At 40.7% G+C, this 22,517-nt stretch carries 17 protein-coding genes; 13 read left to right on the top strand and 4 right to left on the bottom strand.

Going from position 1 to position 22,517, the window contains the following annotated elements; translation table 11 throughout:
• The first annotated feature begins 14 nt into the window (after window positions 1-14).
• The 8 genes from ileS to ACPEH5_RS06755 all read left to right on the top strand — a co-directional run bounded on the left by ileS (window position 15) and on the right by ACPEH5_RS06755 (window position 11,951).
• The gene (gene ileS, locus ACPEH5_RS06790; protein WP_042846980.1) at window positions 15-2,825 is read left to right on the top strand and encodes an isoleucine--tRNA ligase; all 2,811 of its coding nucleotides are present in this window, start codon (window positions 15-17) and stop codon (window positions 2,823-2,825) included.
• Window positions 2,825-3,328, top strand: a complete 504-nt coding sequence (gene lspA, locus ACPEH5_RS06785; RefSeq protein ID WP_042846979.1) for a signal peptidase II — start codon at window positions 2,825-2,827, stop codon at window positions 3,326-3,328. Before ileS ends, lspA begins: the two co-directional genes overlap by 1 nt.
• 83 nt (window positions 3,329-3,411) lie before the next feature.
• A complete protein-coding gene (fkpB, locus tag ACPEH5_RS06780; protein ID WP_042846978.1) occupies window positions 3,412-3,882 on the top strand; it encodes an FKBP-type peptidyl-prolyl cis-trans isomerase in 471 nt (156 codons plus the stop codon).
• Window positions 3,863-4,816 carry a 4-hydroxy-3-methylbut-2-enyl diphosphate reductase gene (ispH, locus tag ACPEH5_RS06775; RefSeq protein WP_042846977.1) on the top strand — a complete coding sequence of 318 codons (954 nt, stop codon included), beginning with the start codon at window positions 3,863-3,865 and terminating at the stop codon, window positions 4,814-4,816. The genes fkpB and ispH overlap by 20 nt, the downstream gene beginning before the upstream one ends.
• A gap of 284 nt (window positions 4,817-5,100) precedes the next feature.
• Window positions 5,101-5,922 carry a 4-hydroxy-tetrahydrodipicolinate reductase gene (dapB, locus tag ACPEH5_RS06770; RefSeq protein ID WP_042846976.1) on the top strand — a complete coding sequence of 274 codons (822 nt, stop codon included), beginning with the start codon at window positions 5,101-5,103 and terminating at the stop codon, window positions 5,920-5,922.
• A 444-nt stretch (window positions 5,923-6,366) separates the two neighbouring features.
• Entirely contained in the window at window positions 6,367-7,530 is a 1,164-nt protein-coding gene (carA, locus tag ACPEH5_RS06765) for a glutamine-hydrolyzing carbamoyl-phosphate synthase small subunit (protein ID WP_048608414.1), read from the top strand.
• 14 nt (window positions 7,531-7,544) lie between these two features.
• Window positions 7,545-10,766 (top strand): carbamoyl-phosphate synthase large subunit, encoded by a 3,222-nt coding sequence (gene carB / locus ACPEH5_RS06760; protein WP_042846974.1) that lies wholly within the window; start codon window positions 7,545-7,547, stop codon window positions 10,764-10,766.
• A gap of 159 nt (window positions 10,767-10,925) precedes the next feature.
• On the top strand, window positions 10,926-11,951 hold the full coding sequence (locus ACPEH5_RS06755; RefSeq protein ID WP_166686977.1) for a MerR family transcriptional regulator: 1,026 nt from the start codon (window positions 10,926-10,928) through the stop codon (window positions 11,949-11,951).
• A 205-nt stretch (window positions 11,952-12,156) separates the two neighbouring features.
• On the opposite strand, the gene ACPEH5_RS06750 is transcribed toward ACPEH5_RS06755, so the two are convergent.
• Both ACPEH5_RS06750 and metC read right to left on the bottom strand, forming a co-directional pair.
• On the bottom strand, window positions 12,157-12,825 hold the full coding sequence (locus ACPEH5_RS06750) for a DedA family protein (RefSeq protein WP_042846971.1): 669 nt from the start codon (window positions 12,823-12,825) through the stop codon (window positions 12,157-12,159).
• 173 nt (window positions 12,826-12,998) lie between these two features.
• Entirely contained in the window at window positions 12,999-14,183 is a 1,185-nt protein-coding gene (metC, locus tag ACPEH5_RS06745; protein WP_129466865.1) for a cystathionine beta-lyase, read from the bottom strand.
• Between the two features lie 444 nt (window positions 14,184-14,627).
• Between metC and exbB the strand changes: the two genes are divergently transcribed.
• The 4 genes from exbB to yedF all read left to right on the top strand — a co-directional run bounded on the left by exbB (window position 14,628) and on the right by yedF (window position 19,075).
• Window positions 14,628-15,572, top strand: coding sequence for a tonB-system energizer ExbB (exbB, locus tag ACPEH5_RS06740; RefSeq protein WP_042846969.1), 945 nt, complete (start codon window positions 14,628-14,630; stop codon window positions 15,570-15,572).
• A gap of 5 nt (window positions 15,573-15,577) precedes the next feature.
• Complete coding sequence (exbD, locus tag ACPEH5_RS06735) at window positions 15,578-16,006, top strand: TonB system transport protein ExbD (RefSeq protein WP_042846968.1); 429 nt, start codon at window positions 15,578-15,580, stop codon at window positions 16,004-16,006.
• Window positions 16,007-17,624: 1,618 nt separating this feature from the next.
• Window positions 17,625-18,839: a selenium metabolism membrane protein YedE/FdhT gene (gene yedE / locus ACPEH5_RS06730; RefSeq protein ID WP_042846967.1), complete on the top strand. Its 1,215-nt coding sequence runs from the start codon at window positions 17,625-17,627 to the stop codon at window positions 18,837-18,839.
• The gene (gene yedF / locus ACPEH5_RS06725) at window positions 18,836-19,075 is read left to right on the top strand and encodes a sulfurtransferase-like selenium metabolism protein YedF (protein ID WP_042846966.1); all 240 of its coding nucleotides are present in this window, start codon (window positions 18,836-18,838) and stop codon (window positions 19,073-19,075) included. The genes yedE and yedF overlap by 4 nt, the downstream gene beginning before the upstream one ends.
• A 207-nt stretch (window positions 19,076-19,282) precedes the next feature.
• Here the strand turns inward: yedF and ACPEH5_RS06720 are convergent, their stop codons facing one another.
• A complete protein-coding gene (locus ACPEH5_RS06720; protein WP_042846965.1) occupies window positions 19,283-19,792 on the bottom strand; it encodes a GNAT family N-acetyltransferase in 510 nt (169 codons plus the stop codon).
• Window positions 19,793-20,031: 239 nt separating this feature from the next.
• The gene (gene rdgC / locus ACPEH5_RS06715; protein ID WP_048608409.1) at window positions 20,032-20,937 is read right to left on the bottom strand and encodes a recombination-associated protein RdgC; all 906 of its coding nucleotides are present in this window, start codon (window positions 20,935-20,937) and stop codon (window positions 20,032-20,034) included.
• Between the two features lie 190 nt (window positions 20,938-21,127).
• Here rdgC and mak point away from each other — a divergent pair, with 190 nt between their 5' ends.
• On the top strand, window positions 21,128-22,033 hold the full coding sequence (gene mak, locus ACPEH5_RS06710; RefSeq protein WP_042847028.1) for a fructokinase: 906 nt from the start codon (window positions 21,128-21,130) through the stop codon (window positions 22,031-22,033).
• Window positions 22,034-22,517 lie beyond the last annotated feature (484 nt).

Below are 22,517 nucleotides of genomic sequence, written 5' to 3'. Positions count from 1 at the left end.
GGAACTGAGAATCGATGAGTGATTATAAAAATACCCTGAATCTACCAGAAACAGGGTTCCCAATGCGTGGCGATCTCGCTAAACGCGAACCACAGATGTTAGAGCGCTGGTACAAAGAAGGTTTGTATCAGGCAATCCGTAAAGCAAAATCGGGCAAGAAAACGTTTATTCTGCACGATGGCCCTCCATATGCGAACGGTAGTATTCATATTGGTCACTCAGTTAACAAAATTCTCAAAGATATTATTATTAAATCCAAAGGGTTGTCGGGTTATGATTCCCCGTATATTCCTGGTTGGGATTGCCACGGATTACCTATTGAACATAAAGTTGAACAAATCGTAGGTAAACCGGGCGAAAAAGTTTCTGCCGCTGAATTTCGTGCACAATGCCGTCAATATGCAAAAGAGCAAATTGAAGGGCAAAAAGCTGATTTTATACGTTTAGGGGTTTTAGGTGAGTGGGATAAACCTTACCTAACGATGGATTTTAAAACTGAGGCTCATATCATTAGGGCATTGGCAAAAACCATCGAAAATGGCCATTTAGTGAAAGGGGCTAAACCTGTTCACTGGTGTACTGCGTGTGGTTCATCACTTGCAGAAGCTGAAGTGGAATATTATGACAAAACGTCCCCTTCTATCTACGTTCGCTTCCCTGCGGTAGATGGCAAAGCCGTATGCGAAAAATTTGGCATTGTTAGTGAAAAAACACCTTCATTAGTTATCTGGACGACGACCCCTTGGACTTTGCCTGCTAACCGTGCAATTTCTTTGAATCCTGAATTCAAATACAATTTAGTTGAAGCAAATGGCGAATTAGTCATTTTAGCTGCCGACCTCGTAGAAGATGTGATGAAAACATCCGGTATCGAGTCGTGGAAAGTGTTAGGTGAGTGTGAAGGCACTGCGCTGGAATTGCTGCGCTTCCAACATCCATTTATGGGCTTTGATGTTCCAGCAATTTTGGGCGACCACGTGACATTAGACGCCGGTACGGGAGCCGTTCATACGGCGCCAGGCCACGGTCCTGAAGACTACATTGTTGGTCAAAAATATGGTTTAGAAACAGCGAACCCAGTGGGTCCAGATGGCTGTTTCCTACCAAATACCTACCCAACATTGGATGGGCTATTTATTTTTAAAGCGAATGACCTGATCGTTGAATTACTCGATGAAAAAGGGGCATTGCTCTATAAACAAGCAATTCAACATAGCTACCCATGCTGTTGGCGCCATAAAACTCCTGTTATTTTCCGTGCGACACCTCAATGGTTTATCGGTATGGATAAAAACGGCTTACGTGAACAATCATTGAAGGAAATTGATATTGTTCAATGGATTCCTGGCTGGGGTCGTGCTCGTATTGAGGCAATGGTTGAAAATCGCCCTGATTGGTGTATTTCTCGTCAGCGTACATGGGGCACACCAATGTCTCTGTTCGTTCATAAAGACACTGAAGAGTTGCACCCTCGTACATTAGAATTAATGGAAGAGGTTGCTAAGCGTGTTGAGGTCGATGGTATTCAAGCATGGTGGGATCTTGACCCAGAAGAGCTATTAGGCGCTGAAGCGGAGACTTACCGAAAAGTCCCTGACACATTAGATGTGTGGTTTGATTCTGGTTCGACACATTTTGCAGTGGTTGATGCTCGCCCTGAGTTCCACGGTAATTCAGCGGATATGTACCTTGAAGGTTCAGACCAACATCGTGGTTGGTTTATGTCTTCATTAATGCTATCAACTGCGATGAAAGGTAAAGCACCTTACCGCCAAGTTCTGACACACGGCTTTACTGTTGATGGCCAAGGCCGCAAAATGTCTAAATCGTTAGGCAATACAGTGAGCCCACAAGATGTCATGAACAAACTGGGTGCGGATATCTTACGTTTATGGGTGGCATCAACGGATTATACGGGCGAAATCGCTGTTTCTGATGAAATTTTAAAACGTGCCGCTGATTCTTATCGCCGCATTCGTAATACGGCTCGTTTCTTATTGGCTAATCTGAATGGCTTCAATCCTGAAACAGACATGGTTAAGCCTGAAGATATGGTGCTGCTAGACCGCTGGGCGGTTAGCCGTGCGCTTGAAGCTCAAGCTGAAATTACTAAAGCATATGATGAGTATGACTTCCTATCAGTCATTCAGCGTTTAATGCATTTCTGCTCCATTGAAATGGGGTCGTTCTACCTAGATATCATCAAAGACCGTCAGTATACAGCGAAAAGTGATAGCTTAGCGCGTCGTAGCTGTCAAACTGCTCTGTTCCACATTGTTGAAGCATTAGTACGTTGGGTTGCACCTGTTCTTTCTTTCACTTCAGATGAAATTTGGAACCAGTTACCAGGTAAGCGCTCACAGTTTGTTTTAACCGAAGAATGGTATGACGGTTTATTTGGTTTAGATGCGTCAAACGAAATGAACAACAGTTTCTGGGCTGAGTTGTTAGCTGTTCGTGGCGAAGTGAATAAAGTGTTAGAGCAAGCTCGTACAGATAAACACATCGGTGGTTCATTAGAAGCGGCGGTCACACTGTATGCTGATAAAGCATTAGCAAGTAAACTGCAAAGCTTAGGTGACGAACTACGTTTTGTGCTACTGACATCACAAGCTACAGTTGCAGATATTGCAACAGCGCCAGTGGATGCGCAAGAAAGTGAATTAAGCGGCCTGAAAATTGCTTTCAGCAAAGCTGTGGGTGAAAAATGCCCACGTTGCTGGCACTATGCGAGTGATATTGGTTCTTCAAGCGAGCAACCTGAAATTTGTGGTCGCTGTGTGACTAACGTAGCCGGCAACGGCGAAACCCGTAAGTTTGCTTAATGAAGGCGCCAATTTGTTCGACCGGTCTGCGTTGGTTATGGTTAACCATTGTGATCATCGTTGCGGATTTAGGGATCAAGCAATTAGTGCTAAAAGATCTCAATCTGTACGAACCGCATCCTGTAATGCCGTTTTTCAACATCATGTATGCCCAAAATTTTGGTGCTGCATTTAGTTTCTTAGCGGATGAAGGCGGCTGGCAGCGTTGGTTCTTCGCTGGGATAGCGGTTGGGATCTCCATTATTTTAATGGTTATGATGTATCGCCAAAGTGCACAAAAGCGCTTATCGAATATTGCTTATGCATTAATTATTGGTGGTGCAATTGGTAATCTGAGTGACCGGTTAGTTCATGGCTTTGTTGTTGATTACCTTGACTTTTACGTCGGTAATTGGCATTGGCCAACATTTAACCTAGCTGATATGGCCATTTGTATTGGTGCAGCACTCGTCATTTTTGAAGGTTTCTTGCCAGATAAACCAAAGCAAGAAAAAGCTAAATAAATTGGCGACACAATAGGTTACAATGCAATAACTCACAGCCCAGATTTTCTGGGCTGAATTTTATGACAAAATAGGTTTGGTTTATGTCTACTCAAATACAGGCGCAGAGCTCTGTTTTACTGCATTTCACATTGAAATTGGAAGATGGCTCTACCGCAGATTCCTCACACGCACAAGGAAAGCCTGCGTTGTTTGTCTTAGGGAATGATTCTTTATCTCCAGAACTTGAAGCCCAGCTTATTGGCCTCAATGAAGGTGAAAAGAAAAACTTTTCATTACCCGGAGACACTGTTTTTGGGAAACATAACCCTGATTTAGTGCAATACTTTTCATTGCGTGATTTTACTGAAACAGGTATACCTGAAATTGGTACTATCATGTTATTTAGCGCGATGAATGGCAGTGAAATGCCAGGGGTAGTAAAATCGATCGAAGGCGAATCTATCACAGTCGATTTTAATCATCCTCTGGCAGAGCAGCAGATTAGCTTTGAAATAGAAGTGCTTGAAGTAGACCCGCAATTGGAGGATCACAATGCAAATATTAATGGCTAATCCTCGTGGATTTTGTGCAGGTGTAGACCGTGCAATTAGTATCGTAGAAAGGGCGTTGGAAATTTACGGCGCACCTATTTACGTTCGTCATGAAGTGGTTCATAACCGTTATGTTGTGGATGATCTACGGCAGCGTGGGGCTATTTTTATTGAAGAAATTTCTGAAGTGCCTGATGGTTCAATTTTAATTTTCTCGGCACATGGCGTATCACAAGCTATTCGTCAGGAAGCTCGTTCACGTGATTTAACCATGTTATTCGATGCAACTTGCCCATTGGTCACTAAAGTTCATATGGAAGTTGCACGTGCAAGCCGCAAAGGTAAAGAGGCTATTTTAATTGGGCATGCAGGCCACCCTGAAGTTGAAGGTACTATGGGGCAATACAGTAACCCTGAAGGTGGTATGTACCTTGTTGAAAGCCCTGAAGACGTTTGGAAGTTAACCGTGAAAGATGAAAATAATTTGTCTTTTATGACCCAAACAACACTCTCAGTCGATGATACATCAGATGTAATCGATGCACTGACAAAGCGTTTCCCAAGCATTGTCGGGCCGCGTAAAGATGATATCTGCTACGCAACAACTAACCGCCAAGAAGCTGCGAGAGAGCTTGCTGAACGTGCTGATATTGTCTTAGTTGTCGGTTCTAAAAACTCCTCGAACTCAAATCGCCTTGCTGAATTAGCATCTAGAATGCAAAAACCTGCATTTTTAATTGATGGCGCAGAGGATATCAAAACAGAATGGCTAGCAGGTAAAAATATTATTGGCCTAACGGCTGGGGCGTCAGCACCCGATATTCTAGTTAGGCAAGTTATTGATCGACTTAAAGAGCTAGGTGCAGATTCTGTTGTGGAATTACAGGGACGGGAAGAAAATATCGTCTTTGAAGTACCTAAAGAATTACGAGTTGAAGTCAAAGAAATCAATTAATTATTTGCTGTAAATAAGGCAGCTACATTTTCATAAAGTAGCTGCTATTTTTATTTTGTTTAAACATTCATTTCCTGTTTTTTTCCTCCTATTAAAACTTTTTCTGATAATCAACGCGCTCTCTATGCTTTTGTTAATATCAATGCATTTTTGCTAGCGGATTGCCGCTATGATGGTTAATCTGTATCACAATCATTTTTCAGACTGCGGGCAATATATTAATTTTGCAGCCTAAAGCAGTTTAGATTCAATTTCTTGCATTAATAATGAAAAAAGGATGAACCATGGCAAATTCAGTGGTACGTGTTGCGGTAGTCGGCGCAGGTGGTCGCATGGGGCGGCAATTAATTCAAGCGGCACAAGAGCAAGAAGGTATTCAACTAGGCGCAGCCATTGAACGTGAAGGCTCATCACTCATTGGAGCTGATGCCGGTGAGCTTGCAGGGGTTGGTAAACTAGGTGTTTCTGTTGTTGATTCACTCAACCAAGTGGTAAATGATTTTGATGTTGTGATTGATTTTACACGCCCAGAAGGCACATTACATTATTTAGCATTTTGTAAAGAGAATCAAAAAGCGATGGTCATTGGCACGACAGGCTTCGATGAACAAGGTAAGCAAGCTATTGCAGATGCTGCAACGGTGATCCCAATTGTTTTCGCGGCAAACTTTAGTGTTGGTGTTAATTTAGTACTCAAATTACTAGAAAAAGCCGCAAAAGTGATGGGAACTTACACCGATATTGAAATTGTTGAAGCCCATCATCGATATAAAGTTGATGCGCCATCAGGCACAGCTTTAGCAATGGGAGAATCTATTGCTGGTGCACTTGGTAAAGATTTAAAAGATTGTGCGGTATATGCAAGAGAAGGCTATACCGGTGAGCGTGAAGCTGGGACGATCGGTTTTGCAACTATTCGAGCTGGTGATATTGTGGGAGAGCATACCGCGATGTTTGCCGATATTGGTGAGCGAGTTGAGATCACTCATAAAGCGTCTAGCCGGATGACGTTTGCAAATGGCGCAATAAGGGCATCAGGCTGGGTAGTCGCTAAAAAACCAAGTTTATATGATATGAAAGATGTATTGTGTTTAGATGATATTTAATTTTTAAATTATAATTTTTGTTTATAATCAGATTGATACAGTCATCAATCTGATTATATTTAATGTTCGGTGTTTTTACCTTTTCAAGTAATTATTTCTATTTGTCTTCCTGTTTTTTAATGCTTTTTTTATCACTAATTTCTCTTTAAACTGATTTTTAGCTGAGTTATTATCATTTTTACAGTTATCTTACGTTGCAACCGTTTACTTATTCATATTGGCTATCATTTTTGGTGGTCATAACGATAAATTCAGGGTAGCTTGGCAAAAAAGTAAGGTAAAATTGTAAAAAATGCATTTTTTTCTAGACAAGACCCTATCTCATCATTAGAATGCGCGCAATTTGCCAAAAATCTGCTTAAAAACTCATTTTGGCATTGATTTAGATCGCAAAATCTGAATTAATATGCAAAAAACGTGATTTATTATTCTCCGGAGGGTGTTTTGATTAAGTCAGCTATATTGGTTCTGGAAGACGGAACCCAATTCCACGGGCATGCCATAGGCGCAGAAGGTGCCGCAGTTGGAGAAGTCGTTTTCAATACGTCAATGACCGGATATCAAGAAATAATTACAGACCCTTCCTATTCCCGCCAAATTGTTACTCTTACTTATCCCCATATTGGTAATGTCGGCACAAATGCTGATGACGAAGAATCTCCAAATGTTCATGCTCAAGGCCTAATCATTCGTGACTTACCATTGGTTTACAGCAACTTTCGTGGGCAAGAAGGGTTGTCAGAGTATCTGAAACGCCACAACGTTGTGGCTATCGCAGATATCGATACACGTAAATTGACCCGCTTATTGAGAGAAAAAGGGGCTCAGAATGGCTGCATTATCGCAGGGGATAGTCCAGATGCCGCATTGGCACTTGAAAAAGCACGTAGTTTCTCTGGGTTGAATGGATTGGATTTAGCAAAAGAAGTCTGCACTAAAGAGATTTATAGTTGGTCTCAAGGATCTTGGACACTAGAAAATGGTCAGCAAGGTGCGAAAGCCGCTGAACAGCTTCCTTTACATGTCGTTGCCTATGATTTTGGTGCTAAACGTAATATTTTACGAATGCTAGTTGACCGCGGTTGCCGCTTAACAGTTGTTCCCGCAACGACCTCGGCAGAAACGGTTCTAGCGATGGAGCCGGATGGTATTTTCCTATCTAACGGGCCTGGTGATCCTGCCCCTTGTGATTACGCAATCAATGCAATTGAAACATTTTTAACCACCAATATACCTGTTTTTGGGATCTGCTTAGGGCATCAATTATTGGCTCTGGCTAGTGGTGCAAATACCATGAAAATGAAGTTTGGTCATCATGGTGCTAACCATCCTGTGAAAGATTTAGACAACGATGTTGTTATGATCACCGCGCAAAATCATGGTTTTGCTGTCGATGAATCAACACTCCCCGATACACTGCGTGTGACGCACAAGTCACTGTTTGATGGGACATTGCAAGGTATTCACCGTACGGATAAACCAGCATTTAGTTTCCAAGGCCATCCTGAAGCAAGCTCAGGGCCACATGATGCGGCGAACTTATTCGACCATTTCATTGATTTAATCAATGAATACCGTCAAAACACACCACGTCAAAACGCAAAATAATCGGGAGCAGAAAAATGGCAAAACGTACTGATATAAAAAGCATTCTGATTTTAGGTGCGGGCCCAATCGTTATCGGCCAAGCATGCGAATTTGACTATTCAGGTGCACAGGCATGTAAAGCGTTACGTGAAGAAGGTTATCGCGTTATTTTAGTTAACTCGAACCCTGCAACGATCATGACTGACCCTGAGATGGCTGATGCTACTTATATTGAGCCAATTCATTGGGAAGTGGTTCGCAAAATCATCGAAAAAGAGCGCCCTGATGCGGTATTGCCGACGATGGGTGGGCAAACGGCACTAAACTGCGCACTTGAATTGGAACGAAAAGGGGTTTTAGCCGAATTTGGTGTAACAATGATTGGGGCTACTGCAGATGCGATTGATAAAGCAGAAGACCGTCAGCGTTTCGATAAAGCAATGAAAAAAATCGGCTTGGGTACAGCGCGTTCTGGTATCGCACATAATATGGAAGAAGCCTACGCAGTTGCTGATGATGTTGGCTTCCCATGTATTATTCGCCCATCGTTTACTATGGGCGGAACGGGGGGCGGTATTGCATACAACCGTGAAGAATTCGAAGAAATTTGTACGCGTGGTTTAGATTTATCACCAACGAATGAGTTATTAATTGATGAGTCATTAATTGGTTGGAAAGAATATGAAATGGAAGTTGTCCGCGATAAAAAAGACAACTGCATTATTGTCTGTTCAATCGAAAACTTTGATGCGATGGGGATTCATACCGGTGACTCTATCACCGTTGCACCAGCGCAGACTTTGACGGACAAAGAATACCAAATCATGCGTGATGCCTCTATGGCTGTTTTACGTGAAATTGGTGTGGAAACAGGTGGCTCTAACGTTCAATTTGCTGTAAACCCTAAAGATGGGCGCTTAATTGTTATTGAAATGAACCCGCGTGTTTCTCGTTCATCGGCGCTAGCATCAAAAGCGACAGGGTTCCCTATTGCCAAAATTGCTGCCAAATTAGCGGTCGGCTATACCCTCGATGAGTTGATGAATGATATCACTGGAGGCCGTACACCAGCTTCATTTGAGCCTTCTATCGACTATGTTGTGACAAAAATACCACGCTTTAACTTTGAGAAATTTGCAGGTACGAATGACCGCTTAACGACTCAGATGAAATCTGTGGGTGAAGTGATGGCAATTGGTCGCACATTCCAAGAATCAATGCAAAAAGCCCTACGTGGTTTAGAAGTCGGTGCGACTGGTTTTGACCCAAAAGTCTCTCAAGAAGACCCTGAAGTATTAACTCGGATCCGCCGTGAATTAAAAGATGCGGGAGCAGAGCGAATTTGGTTTATCGCAGATGCTTTCCGCGCAGGTCTTTCGGTAGATGGTGTCTTTAACCTAACGAATATCGACCGTTGGTTCTTAGTACAAATTGAAGAGTTAGTCCGTTTAGAAGAGAAAGTTGCAGAGTTAGGTGTAAATGGCCTGACAAAAGACTTTTTACGGGTATTGAAGCGCAAAGGTTTTGCAGACGCACGTCTTGCTAGCTTAGTTGGCGTCTCCGAAGCCGAGCTACGTAAATTACGCCAAGGGTATGGCTTACACCCTGTTTATAAACGAGTAGACACTTGTGCAGCAGAGTTTGCAACAGATACGGCTTATATGTATTCCACTTATGAAGAAGAGTGTGAATCAAACCCAAATAATGATAAGCCCAAAGTAATGGTGTTAGGCGGTGGCCCGAACCGTATTGGCCAAGGGATTGAGTTTGACTACTGTTGTGTACATGCTTCTTTAGCACTACGTGAAGATGGTTATGAAACCATCATGGTTAACTGTAACCCTGAAACGGTTTCAACAGATTATGACACATCTGACCGCCTGTACTTTGAGCCAGTGACATTGGAAGATGTTCTTGAAATCGTGCGTATTGAACAACCACAAGGTGTGATTGTGCAATATGGCGGTCAAACTCCGCTTAAATTAGCGAGAGCACTTGAGGCAGCAGGTGTTCCTGTTATTGGTACTAGCCCTGATGCCATTGACCGCGCTGAAGACCGTGAACGATTCCAACAAGCAGTTAATCGTTTAAATTTAAAACAACCCCAGAATGCAACGGTAACTGCTATTGAACAAGCGGTTGAAAAAGCTGCGGGAATTGGTTACCCACTGGTAGTTCGCCCATCTTATGTGCTAGGCGGTCGTGCGATGGAAATCGTGTATGATGAGGTGGATTTACGCCGTTATTTCCAAACCGCGGTGAGTGTATCGAATGATGCACCAGTACTGCTTGACCGTTTCTTAGACGATGCAGTCGAGGTGGATGTTGATGCGATTTGTGACGGTGAAATGGTATTGATTGGCGGTATTATGGAGCATATTGAGCAAGCCGGTGTGCATTCTGGCGATTCCGCATGTTCGTTGCCTGCCTATACCTTAAGCCAAGAAATTCAAGATGTCATGCGTGAACAAGTTCGTAACCTTGCATTTGAGTTACGTGTGCGTGGCTTAATGAACGTACAGTTTGCGGTGAAAAATAATGAGGTGTACTTGATTGAAGTTAACCCTCGAGCAGCAAGAACCGTCCCATTTGTGTCGAAAGCAACCGGTGTGCCATTAGCTAAAGTGGCAGCACGTGTGATGGTTGGGCAAACATTGGCTGAACAAGGTGTTACAGAAGAAATCATTCCCCCTTATTACTCAGTGAAAGAAGTTGTTCTTCCATTTAATAAATTCCAAGGCGTAGACCCGATCCTTGGGCCAGAAATGCGTTCAACGGGTGAAGTCATGGGCGTCGGGCGGACATTTGCAGAAGCATTCGCTAAAGCAATGTTAGGCAGTAGCTCAACCATGAAAAAATCAGGGCGAGCGCTCCTGTCTGTCCGTGAAGGTGATAAAACGCGCGTCGTGGATTTAGCCGCAAAATTGCTAAAACATGGTTTCGAATTAGATGCGACGCACGGAACAGCGATTGTATTAGGGGAAGCTGGGATTAACCCTAGGTTGGTGAATAAGGTTCATGAAGGTCGTCCACATATTCAAGATAGAATTAAGAATGGTGAATACGATTATATTGTAAATACAACCGCGGGGCGCCAAGCCATTGAAGATTCTAAATTAATTCGCCGTAGTGCCTTGCAGTATAAAGTACATTATGACACAACGTTAAACGGTGGGTTTGCAACGACTATGTCATTGAGCGCTGACCCAACAGAAAAAGTGATTTCAGTTCAAGAAATGCATGCGTTAATTAAGTAAATTATTCATTAGCCATTAATGAGCCCCTGCAGTTCAGTCTGCTGGGGCTTTTTTGTTTATCTGGGGATAATATGCAATTTCAATAAAAAAATGCAAAATGTTGGTTGACTCTCACGTAACGTGAGGCACTAACCTTAGTCGCAATTACAGGAGGAACGTATGCTATTTCAAGTCGGTGAAATCGCGGAAAAAACAGGGTTAACCATCCGTACACTTCATCATTATGAAGAGATTGGCTTGTTGCTTCCAACTGCAAGGACCGATGCGGGTTATCGGCTTTACAACATGCAATGTATAGAGCGTTTAACGCAAATTCAATTGTTACGGCAAGTTGGAGTCAAACTGAAAGACATCGGTGAATTACTCGATGGTCAGAGTGGGGATATCGCAAGTTTGTTGCAAGAACGTATTGCATTATTAACGGAACAAATGGAACAAATGGCAACGTTACGTTATCGATTAGAGCAATTACATAGGCAAATGCAAACAGGAGATGTTTTAACTCAGGCTGATTGGTTTTCTGTATTGGAGATGATGTCGATGTTTGATAAATATTTTACCCCCCAAGAGTTGGAACAATTGCCATTGTATACAGCACATACGCTGAAAAACCAAGAATGGCAACAGCGTATAGCAGCAGTAAGTCAGTTAATGGAGCAAGGTGTAGCACCGCAATCTACAGAGGTGCAACAAATTGCACATGAATGGATGACTGCACTAGAAAGAGATACCGGAGGGAACCCTGATTTCTTTGCTCGGCTGAATCAAATTCATTTATCCGATAATACATTAGCTTATTCATCGGGGATTTCCGTTGCAATGATCCAATATGTTGCAGAGGGTTTTAGTGAATACCAATTGTCGTTGTTTAGACCACATTTAACGGCTGCACAATTTGCTTTGGTTAGGCAGCATTATTTTGCTTCGGGGCAGGTGTGGCCCGAATTAATTGCAGGTTTATATAATGCAATGAAAGCACGTAAATCCCCAGACTCAGAGGAAGTTCAGCAGTTGGCGAAAACCTGGTTAGCGATGTTTAATCAATTCACGGGGAAAGACCCTGAACTACAGGAAAAGATCCGTATGGTATATCGAGAAGAACCAAGGATTTCTCAAGGGACGTGGATGACCCCAGAAATTGGTCAGTATTTGTTTTCAGCTATCACTGTTTTGATGGCGCAATAAGTGAAACGGCCGCTATTTAGCGGCCATTGAAGTTGCTGACGAAGCGGGATAAAAGCGTGGTTTTCCCCGCTCCGTGTTATCAGCCGAAAATCAATGAATTGATTTTCCTCGTTTATTTCAGAACCCCTAACGACTGTCGCCAAACATGATATGTTTGTCAACAGTCTGAATGGCCGCTATTTAGTGGCCATTGCTGTTATCAATTTTATTTGTTATTTGACAGGGCCTTACGGTGTTTCCAATACACGACAATTGAACCAATTAACCCACTCACGAGTAAAACAACAGGGATGATCATCAGTGCGCTGATAACAATTTGCTCATGTTCTTTTACAAAAGGAATTTGATTGAGGGCGTAACCTAAGCTCACAATTAAGCCAACCCATAATAAGCCACTTAACCAATTGAAAAATTGGAAACGACGGTGACTGAGTTCGGATAGCCCCGCGAGCAATGGTAATATTGTTCTAACAAATGCAAGAAACCGGCCTATAAGTAACGCATATAACCCTTGTTTGTTAAACATATTGTTTGCTTTAGTATGATATTCCTCAGGGATTTGGGATAACCAACGTTTGACAACGGTGGTCTCGCTTAGCCATCTTCCCTGTAGAAAACCTAGCCAACACCCTAAACTTGCCGCCACCGTTAACAATAATATGGTTGGAATAAAATGTAATACACCTTTGGCTATTAGTGCACCTGACAAGATAAGCAAGGTGTCTCCCGGTAAAAATGCAGCGGGAAGAACGCCATTTTCTAAAACAATGACAACAAAAAGCACGGTATAAATAACCCAAAGCACTTCAGGGTTGGAGAGTTTAAGGAAATCGTGGTTCCAAAGTGCCAGTACGATTTCGCGTAGGACTTCCATAATCGTTCCTGTATTTGCGTAAAAGCGAATTTCTTTATTAACTATATTACAGGAAAAATGTGCGTCGAGTTTGATTTGTTTGATGAATTAGTGATTTAGCAAATTAATTGCAGGCAACAAGCAAATGGAAACCTGCAATTTAAAATAATTAATTTATTGATTTTTAATGGAAATCAAATTCGCTCGAAAGCTAATTGTAAATCATGAATTAAATCATCAGGGTGCTCTAAGCCGATATGCACTCGGAAAAATGTCCCCTCTTTAGGTGAAAAATCATATTGGCGCATGTTTTGTAAATCCTCTTTTTGATACCCCAAAATCAGTGATTCAAACCCACCCCATGAATACCCCATTTTGAAATGAGTAAAGTTATCAAGAAATATGGTGAATTGCTCAGGAGATAATCGAGATTTTAGTTGAAAAGAGAATAAGCCATTACAGCCAGAAAAATCGCGTATGAAGTATTCATGACCGGGCGATGATGGAAGTGCAGGATGAAAAACTTGGTCGACTTCTGGCCGTTGCTGTAGCCAGTGTGCAATCTGCAAACTATTAATTTGGTGCTGTTTTAATCGAGTTGCTAGGGTATGAAGCCCTCTGTTTGCCATATAAACGGTATCAGGATCTGCGGTTTGGCCTAATAGATAAGAATTTTCACGTAATGTTTCGATACAACGTTGATTGGCAACAGCAAGACCTAACATGCCGTCAGAGTGGCCGTTAATATATTTTGTGGCAGACTGAATGGATATATCAATATCGAATAATAAGGGCTTAAGCAATACGCCAGCCGCCCAAGTATTATCAATCATAATAATAATTTCAGGTGATTTGGCACGGACTGCATGAACAATAGCCGGTAAATCATGAACTTCCATTGTAATAGAGCCGGGTGATTCTAAGAAGACGATACGAGTATTTGGCTGGATTAACTCAGCGATATCTTCCCCAATTAATGGGTCGAAATAAGTCGTTTGAACGCTTAGCTTAGTTAAAATGTTGTCGCAAAAATTCTGCGTAGGGTCATAGGCAGAGCCGGTAACAAGGATGTGCTCTCCCGCTGAAATAAAAGACAAAATAGCATTGGTAATTGCGGCTGCGCCCGAAGGATAAAGCACACAACCAGCCCCTTGTTCTAATTCAGTCATTGCTTCTTGAAAAGCAAAATGTGTTTGTGTACCCCGTCGCCCATAAAATAAAGTGTTACCTGCACGGTGACGGGTTGCGTGACGTTTTTCTTCCAGAGTGTCAAAAATAATAGATGATGCACGCTGAATAACTGGGTTTACCCCTTTTTGTGTGTACTTAGGGTTTCGACCAATATGTACTAATTGAGTTTCAGGTTTACTCTCTGCCATGATTTTTCCCTACACAGAATGTGATTTGCCGAATTCTAAGGTGATTAATACTAAGACGTTAAATGATCTCGAAGGAAATGTAACCTGAGTATTCTTCAACTTTCATTTTAAATATGGGGATGAAGTAAATTTGTGGGTAATCTACCGAGTGAAAGCAACCAAGGCCGATGGTGAACTAGCTAAATTGTTAACTCAAAGCTGAAGATAAATAACCGTATCATAGAAGAGGGCTTCTTTGTCGAAGAGCAAAAAAACATAAAAAAATTGCAAATACTAATGATAATTACTATCAATTCGCGCTGTGTTTGATATTATCAGCAGCGTCTTTTTGAAAAGAATGGACAGTGCGAGTCAAATTTCGCTTTTAATGGTTAGTCGATGAATGGCACAATCATCGATATAAATTTTGTTATACAACACTAAAAAGAGAGTAAAGGCCAACTGATGCGTAAACTAACAGCTTCTATTCTATTGGCGTTCGGCTTGATGGGGACGGCAGTCGCTGAAACCACACCTGCAACAACACCAGCGGCGTCTCAAAATACATCCTCAACACCATCGGTAGAAAATTCTGCTACGCCAACCACAACGGCACCAAATGCTGAGGTTGCATCAGTACCCGCAGAGCCCATTCAAGGGGAAGGTGGAAATACATCAGCGGTTAGCGAAAATATTGAGCTGGCAACAGAGGCACCAACTGGCGGGTTTGATCAAGACTTATCTGTTTGGGGGATGTACCAAAATGCAGATAATGTGGTTAAAACCGTGATGATAGGTTTAGTCATTGCTTCAATTATTACTTGGGCACTGTTCTTTTCAAAAGGGTTAGAAATCTTAGTTGCACGTCGCCGCTTAAAAGAAGAAGCCAAAGCGATTGCAGAGGTAAAATCACTTGATGAAGCTGTCAGCATTGCAGATGGTTTCAAAGCTAATAGTGTTACCCGTATGCTATTAAATGAAGCTGTTAATGAAAGAACACTTTCTGTCAATAGTACTGACTTATCAGGGACTAAAGAGCGTACTTCGTTCCGCCTCGAAAGAGCTGTCGCTGGAATTAGCCGTTATATGGGGCGCGGAAATGGTTATTTGGCAACGATTGGCGCGATCTCTCCATTTGTCGGTTTATTTGGCACAGTTTGGGGGATCATGAACAGCTTTATTGGAATTGCTCACTCACAGACCACTAACCTTGCCGTCGTTGCACCAGGGATAGCAGAAGCATTGCTAGCGACTGCAATTGGTCTTATCGCCGCAATTCCAGCCGTTGTGATTTATAATATTTTTGCTCGGATGATCAACAACTACCGTGGTCAAGTAGGGGATGTCGCTGCTCAATCTGCATTATTATTGGGACGTGATCTCGATCTGGCAAATAGCAAAGCAAGGTAATTATTATGGCAATGCGTTTAGGTGACGAACAAGACGATAGTGGTGAAATGCATGAAATTAACGTAACGCCTTTTATTGACGTTATGTTAGTTTTATTGATTATCTTTATGGTTGCGGCACCGTTGGCAACTGTTGATATTAAAGTCAACTTACCTGCTTCGACTGCGAAGCCGCAGCCTCGCCCAGAAAAACCCGTATTTTTAACTGTTAAAGCAGACAACCAACTCTTTATTGGTGATCAAGCGGTATCAAAAGATCAGCTTTCAGCAATGCTTGACCAAGCCACTAGTGCGAATAAAGATACAACAATCTTTTTTCAAGCTGATAAGAGTGTAGATTATGAAACTATGATGGATGTAATGAACGCATTACGCCAATCAGGGTATTTAAAAATCGGTCTAGTTGGTATGGAAGCGACATCCTCTTCTAAATAAGGGGAGCATCAAATCTTTCCGGCGCGTTTTATCCTTTGGGATGGAACGCGTTTTTTTATGTATAAAATTAATTGTTCAAAAATAGCTATGTAGTGTTTTGAGCTAACCTCTTTATAGTATTTCTCTTGTGCTTAATCATATTTTTTAGTGATTAACTTATTTTTAAAGCGTTTTATTCTTATTTCACACTATTTTTTCGTCAAATTTATGGGGCTATAGTTTGTTCTTCATGTTTTTTCGCCGATTTTTAGGCGGGGCGTTGGTTATAGTAATAAAAAAATAAGGGGGAACATTAAATTTTATAATGAATAGGTGTTACTTGGCATCTGATTTTTGATGATAACGGTAAGTGATAGCTTTATTTTTCTAGAATACGCATAAGAAATGTTGATTATTGAGTTGGTTTTTTAGTTTTAAAATGCGAGTTTGTCTGGTTGTAAATGCTTTTTATTTTGTTAAAAACGATTTTAAAGATAAGTTATATATAATAAAAAATAAACCATTTTGTTAATAAGGTTTTATGTTTTTATCTTTTTTTACCTGTTAATATCAATAACCATATATATATTGCGGCTATTTTATTGTTTTAAAAAAAACAAAAAATGATTGTTAATCATAGGAATAGTAGCTATTAGTTTTATTATGTAAATTTAAAATACACAGATAAGTATATCTGCTTATTTCTTTTGTTTTTTTATATGTAAGTATTATTAATGTTTATATGGAGTTTGAAATCTTAAATAATATATTTAAGTAATTATCTGTAGTGATTAAATAATATTAAAGTTATTTATTGGAAATTATTTTAAATATGTAAAATATATATTTAACGAATAAATGTAAATTGTCTGTAATATCTTAACTATAAGACTATTATTTTGTTGTTTTTCTGTGAATTTACATAACTAATTGATTTAAAATAAGAATATTTTTTTATTTTCACGTAGGGACTCGAACAAAAAAATGCTTGCGCAACAAATGTATTACGTTATAATGCAATCAATAACATTTAGAAACACTTTTAAATACCTTGTTATATTGAAATGTTTATTTAAAATTTACTTACGCTAGGGTTAATAAAGCCATCGCTAATTTTTGAATTTTAAATTTAGCAAGTTATTAGGCTTTATCTTAAAAATAACTATAATTACTTAGTTAGATAATTCGAATAGCGGGCGTATTTATATAGTGAGATAAGTGTTATTACTGGAGTCAAATGGGCTGACTACAGACTACGCATAGCAAGCGTCGCCGTAATACGGCAATTTCATATTATACACCTCTATAGATAAAATAAGACTACACTTCCAGCGTTATCATTTCGATAACGCTTTTTTTTTGTATTCATTTCGTAGTTTAAGCTCTCATCTCTTTCTGGGATAACATAAAGAAAAACAATACAAGTTAACTAAAGAATGAATTGATATAGCTAAGGGGGTGAGATATGAGAAGCATCAACCTTTTCTGTGTTTTATGATGAAATGGCTTCACGAAAAAATTTATCAGAGTATGATATTGCCTCTTCGCTGTGGGGTATCGATATAACTACTTATAAAGATAATTATACAACGGCGAATTTCTCTGCCAGGATCTGGCGTGAAACGAATTGGAAGTAACAATGACTTGGTCTGATTTTAAATCTCACTATCTCATCGGTTTTTGGAAACCATTACCTGCAGTAATTGCTGCGGGGATCTTATCAACTTATTATTTTGGCTTAACGGGCACATTTTGGGCTGTGACTGGCGAGTTCACTCGCTGGGGCGGACATGTCATGCAACTTTTTGGTGCGGAGCCTGAAACTTGGGGATATTTTAAAGTTATTGGCTTTGAAGGCACGCCATTAGACCGTATTGATGGTGTTATGATTATTGGTATGTTTGCAGGGTGTTTTGCGGCAGCCCTTTGGGCCAATAACATCAAATTACGTATGCCTCAACACCGAATCCGTATTTTCCAAGCAATATTAGGCGGTATTATTGCGGGGTTTGGGGCTCGTTTAGCTATGGGCTGTAATTTAGCCGCATTCTTTACTGGGATACCTCAATTTTCATTACATGCGTGGTACTTTGCCGTTGCCACTGCTGCTGGGTCATATTTTGGCGCCAAGTTTACACTGATGCCAATGTTTCGGATCCCCGTGAAGCTCAAAAAGGTCAATACTGCATCCCCACTAACCCAAAACCATGATGTGGCGAAAAGACGTTTTAAACTTGGTATGGTGATTTTTACTTTAGCCATTGCTTGGGGTTTTTATACGTTGCTTGATTCTCCAGTGATGGGTTTCGCGATTTTATGTGGGATAGGTTTTGGTTTATTAATTGAGCGAGCTCAGATCTGCTTTACTTCTGCATTTCGTGATCTTTGGATCACGGGGCGTACGCATATGGCGAAAGCAATTATTATCGGCATGGCGGTTAGTGCCGTGGGGATTTTTAGCTACGTACAATTAGGTGCTACACCTAAAATCCTATGGGCAGGCCCGAATGCAGTAATTGGTGGTTTATTATTTGGCTTTGGTATTGTTCTTGCTGGTGGTTGTGAAACGGGCTGGATGTATCGTGCTGTTGAAGGCCAAGTTCATTATTGGTGGGTTGGCTTCGGTAATATTATTGGCGCAACAGTTCTTGCTTATTATTGGGATGATTTGGGCCCTTGGTTGGCCACTGATTTTGATAAAGTTAATCTATTAGAAACTTTTGGGCCAGAAGGTGGTTTATTGGTTACTTATGCATTATTAGCGGTAGCGTTTGTGCTGATGCTGTTATGGGAAAAACACTTTTTCCGTAAACGAGAGCAAAAGTCATCGAATACATCCGTGGAGGCAGTATGAACAAGAAAGACATTATCCCTGATTACCGCTTAGATATGGTTGGAGAACCTTGTCCATATCCTGCTGTAGCAACGTTAGAGGCTATGCCATCACTGAAAAGCGGTGAAATCTTAGAAGTGGTAAGTGACTGCCCCCAGTCAATTAATAATATCCCACTAGATGCGAAAAATTATGGTTATACGGTGTTGGATATTCAACAGGATGGGCCGACTATTCGTTATCTTATCCAAAAATAACAGATACCCGTCATACTTCGCGCTGTAGCGTTGTTGACCGCTCTCACCGCCCCTAGTCACATACTTTTGTATGCTCCTAGGGTTCGGTTCGCTTATCGCCTAGCTACGGCACAAATTATTTAAGGTATATTAGTGACTTACCATTCAATTTATTAAAATATTTAAATTGCAGATGGGTTTATGAGTAAAATATCGACAGATGTTCAGTTAATCTTCTTGCCAATTTGTAATATCAAGGACTAATTCACACTCATCGTCAATATATCCCCCTGTAGGGACAAAACCGAGCTTTTTGTAAAATTCGAATGGGCTTTCCTCCCCTTCGCCACAACTGTTATAAAGGCGCGGATAGCCTTTCTTTTTTAGATAAGCAATGACTTGAAGTAATGCTTCGCGACCAAACCCTAGTTTTTGATAGGGTTCCGCAATCATAAAGCGCCACAGCATAATGCCATCATATTCTAATTCATCATCATCTAAACCAGAGTGAAGCATGATAAAGCCAACAGGGACATCATCTGCGTAAATTCCTCGGTACCACGCACAACTAGAAAATTGTGCTTCGACCATCGAATAAGCATTGTCTGCCACCATATTACGTTGTGCTTCACTAAGGGTATGACTTAGTAAGCAAATTTCAGAGAAATTATCAGCAGTGATTTTTTGCAAGGTGACCAGTGAATTTTCATCCACTTCAGGTTCGATGAGCTCTTTCATAACAATTCCTTCGATAGAATATTGACCATAGCTCCAATGATGGAGGTTATTATTTATTATTTTTGTTTAACAAACTAAGTATCAAATAAATTGGTAGTGTGGATGTAATTTAATCAACCAGAGATTGAGTGAGCAGTCAATGACTTAATTGTGGCTATGTAAGCAGGGTCTAAAAAGAAATGGCAACTTAGTTAGGTAATAAGTTGCCACCGTGAGATGAAAGGGAACCTGAAGGAAAATTAGTGCTCGGCTTCGCCACCTAACACATCAATTAAACGGGCGATCAAAGCGCTAAGTTCGCCGGTCATTAACACATAGTCCGCATCAAATTTTTGGGCGAAATCTTCTTTCGCAATATCATCGTTTTGATCTTTTAATGTATCGCTAAATTTTAACCTTTTTAGTGAGCCATCATCAGATAACATAAACTGAATTCTTTCTTCCCAATCTAACGCTAACTTAGTGACTAATTTGCCCGCTTCGATATGAGTTGTAATTTCATCAGAAATTAAATCTTGTTTTTTACAACGGATAATTCCGCCTTCTTCTAGGATGGCTTTAAGTTCTGCTTCATCCATTACCGCGAAACCTTGTGGTAATGAGCCAGAACGAACCCATTCGGTTAGTGTGAGTTCTATTGGGTCTTTAAATGTAAGTGGAACTACGGGTAAAGACCCTAAGCTTTTACGTAACAAAGCAAGGTTGTCTTCTGCACGTTTTGCACTGGCGGCATCAACAATAATTAATTGATTGACGGTGTCGATCCAAATATAGGTTTTGCTAAACTTACTGAATGCACGGGGAAGCAGAGTATGCACGACTTCATCTTTTAAGGCGTCTTTTTCTGTTTTCTTTAATTTGCGGCCTTGGTCTGCTTCTAGTTTTTCAATTTTATCCTGTACTTCTTGCTTAATTACAGGAGATGGCAGCATTTTTTCTTCTTTTTTTGCACAAATGAGAATTTGATTGCCTGCTACATGGGTTAAGGCGTCTGCGCCATTCATCGGTGCTACCCAGCCTGTTTGCATCATATCTTGGCTGCCACAAGGGTGATAGGCAAGTGAGGCAAGCTGTTTTTCCAGATCATCAGCGGAGAGTGCCAAATCCCGATTCAGGCGATAGACTAATATATTCTTGAACCACATGAAAAACCTACCTTTGTTGATAAATAGCCAATTAGAGCAAGGGGCTATGATAGCGAATTGTCCGTTATTAAGCGAAAAAAAATGTGTTTAGGCTTTGTCGTCCACAATTTTAATGTCTAAGCCTTGAAAATATTGATGAAGACAAGCCATGATAACCAGATAAATGAAAAAAACATTAGAGAGCATCATTATGAGAATAGGTATTGACCTTGGTGGTACAAAAATTGAAGTGATTGCACTAGATAATAACGGTGAAACGCTATTTCGTAAGCGGGTCCCTACTCCTAGGGGGGATTATGATGCGACACTTAGGGCCATTGCAAGTTTAGTGAGTGATGCGGAAACTGCGACAGGGCAGTCAGGGAGCGTTGGCGTTGGGATCCCAGGAACATTATCCCCCGTGACAGGAAGGGTTAAAAATGCCAATTCAACATGGTTAAATGGTCAATTTTTTGATGCAGATTTAGGTCAATTACTAGGACGACCCGTTAAAATTGCTAATGATGCGAATTGTTTAGCGGTATCAGAAGCGATTGATGGGGCTGGAGCTGGCGGAAAAGTTGTTTTTGCGGTGATTATTGGTACGGGGTGTGGTGCAGGGGTGGCAATCAATGGGCAAGTTCACTCTGGCGGCAATGGTGTAGCTGGGGAGTGGGGGCATAATCCTCTACCTTGGCAAGATGACCAAGATAGGCTATTTATTGCTGAAGAGCATTGTTATTGTGGGCTAAATGGCTGTACAGAGCAGTTTGTTTCAGGGACGGGGTTTATCGCTGATTATAAAAAGTTAGCTGGAGAATCTAAGACTGGAATAGAAATTATTCAGTTGGCGCAAAATGGTAACAAGCACGCCATCAAAGCATTTGAAAATTACCAGAATCGCCTCGCGAAAGCTTTGGCTCAAGCTGTTAACATGTTAGACCCTGATGTTATTGTGCTAGGTGGGGGGATGAGCAACGTGGATGCGTTGTATGTCAATTTGCCTGAAAAAATACGCCAGTGGGTATTTGGTCGGGAGTTCGATACACCAATTCGTAAAGCCGCGCATGGCGATTCTAGTGGCGTGCGCGGTGCTGCATGGCTATTTTCCGCCTAATTCCAATATGTGTTATTGGCTACACTCTGCGAATCGGGCCATATACATTAGTATATGGCCCACGTTATCCTCTTTTGTCGCCTAACGATAAAGCAAAATTTCAGCAAATAATTTAGAGGATTAATTATAATTCAGTATTTAAATAGTTTTTATATTACTTAAATTAAATTTAGGTTATTTAAAATACTATTTAAGTTGTGATACTTATTAAGTCACGTAGGTAACATGGCTAATTATTTTATTTATCAAATTTAATAATATTTTAATGCCTATTATGTATAGAAAATAGGGAGTGATTTAAATCACAGTTCTCTTTCTCTTCAAAAAATAGATTCAGCAAAATAACTTCAATTATTTTATGTGAATTTGTCACTATTAATTCATTTTTGTGACCGATATAAAAATCAGGCTTGATAAAAAGATGAAAACCGTGATTTAGTCACAAAAAATGGTTACTGTTTGCAGTGTATTATCATTAAAGATT

This window comes from Providencia sp. NPDC089933 (assembly GCF_049545585.1).
Taxonomy (GTDB): domain Bacteria; phylum Pseudomonadota; class Gammaproteobacteria; order Enterobacterales; family Enterobacteriaceae; genus Providencia; species Providencia huashanensis.
The sequence above is the reverse complement of the archived record's forward strand: the minus strand, read 5'-3'. Positions and strand labels throughout refer to the sequence as shown.

Excerpts from the sequence above, each read along its gene's own strand:
- exbB (WP_042846969.1), top strand. The coding sequence starts at position 14,628 with ATGCGTAAACTAACAGCTTCTATTCTATTGGCGTTCGGCTTGATGGGG.
- mak (WP_042847028.1), top strand. The coding sequence starts at position 21,128 with ATGAGAATAGGTATTGACCTTGGTGGTACAAAAATTGAAGTGATTGCA.
- carB (WP_042846974.1), top strand. The coding sequence starts at position 7,545 with ATGGCAAAACGTACTGATATAAAAAGCATTCTGATTTTAGGTGCGGGC.
- metC (WP_129466865.1), bottom strand. The coding sequence starts at position 14,183 with ATGGCAGAGAGTAAACCTGAAACTCAATTAGTACATATTGGTCGAAAC.
- exbD (WP_042846968.1), top strand. The coding sequence starts at position 15,578 with ATGGCAATGCGTTTAGGTGACGAACAAGACGATAGTGGTGAAATGCAT.
- dapB (WP_042846976.1), top strand. The coding sequence starts at position 5,101 with ATGGCAAATTCAGTGGTACGTGTTGCGGTAGTCGGCGCAGGTGGTCGC.
- lspA (WP_042846979.1), top strand. The coding sequence starts at position 2,825 with ATGAAGGCGCCAATTTGTTCGACCGGTCTGCGTTGGTTATGGTTAACC.
- ACPEH5_RS06720 (WP_042846965.1), bottom strand. The coding sequence starts at position 19,792 with ATGAAAGAGCTCATCGAACCTGAAGTGGATGAAAATTCACTGGTCACC.
- ACPEH5_RS06750 (WP_042846971.1), bottom strand. The coding sequence starts at position 12,825 with ATGGAAGTCCTACGCGAAATCGTACTGGCACTTTGGAACCACGATTTC.
- rdgC (WP_048608409.1), bottom strand. The coding sequence starts at position 20,937 with ATGTGGTTCAAGAATATATTAGTCTATCGCCTGAATCGGGATTTGGCA.
- yedF (WP_042846966.1), top strand. The coding sequence starts at position 18,836 with ATGAACAAGAAAGACATTATCCCTGATTACCGCTTAGATATGGTTGGA.
- yedE (WP_042846967.1), top strand. The coding sequence starts at position 17,625 with ATGACTTGGTCTGATTTTAAATCTCACTATCTCATCGGTTTTTGGAAA.
- ispH (WP_042846977.1), top strand. The coding sequence starts at position 3,863 with ATGCAAATATTAATGGCTAATCCTCGTGGATTTTGTGCAGGTGTAGAC.
- ACPEH5_RS06755 (WP_166686977.1), top strand. The coding sequence starts at position 10,926 with ATGCTATTTCAAGTCGGTGAAATCGCGGAAAAAACAGGGTTAACCATC.
- fkpB (WP_042846978.1), top strand. The coding sequence starts at position 3,412 with ATGTCTACTCAAATACAGGCGCAGAGCTCTGTTTTACTGCATTTCACA.
- ileS (WP_042846980.1), top strand. The coding sequence starts at position 15 with ATGAGTGATTATAAAAATACCCTGAATCTACCAGAAACAGGGTTCCCA.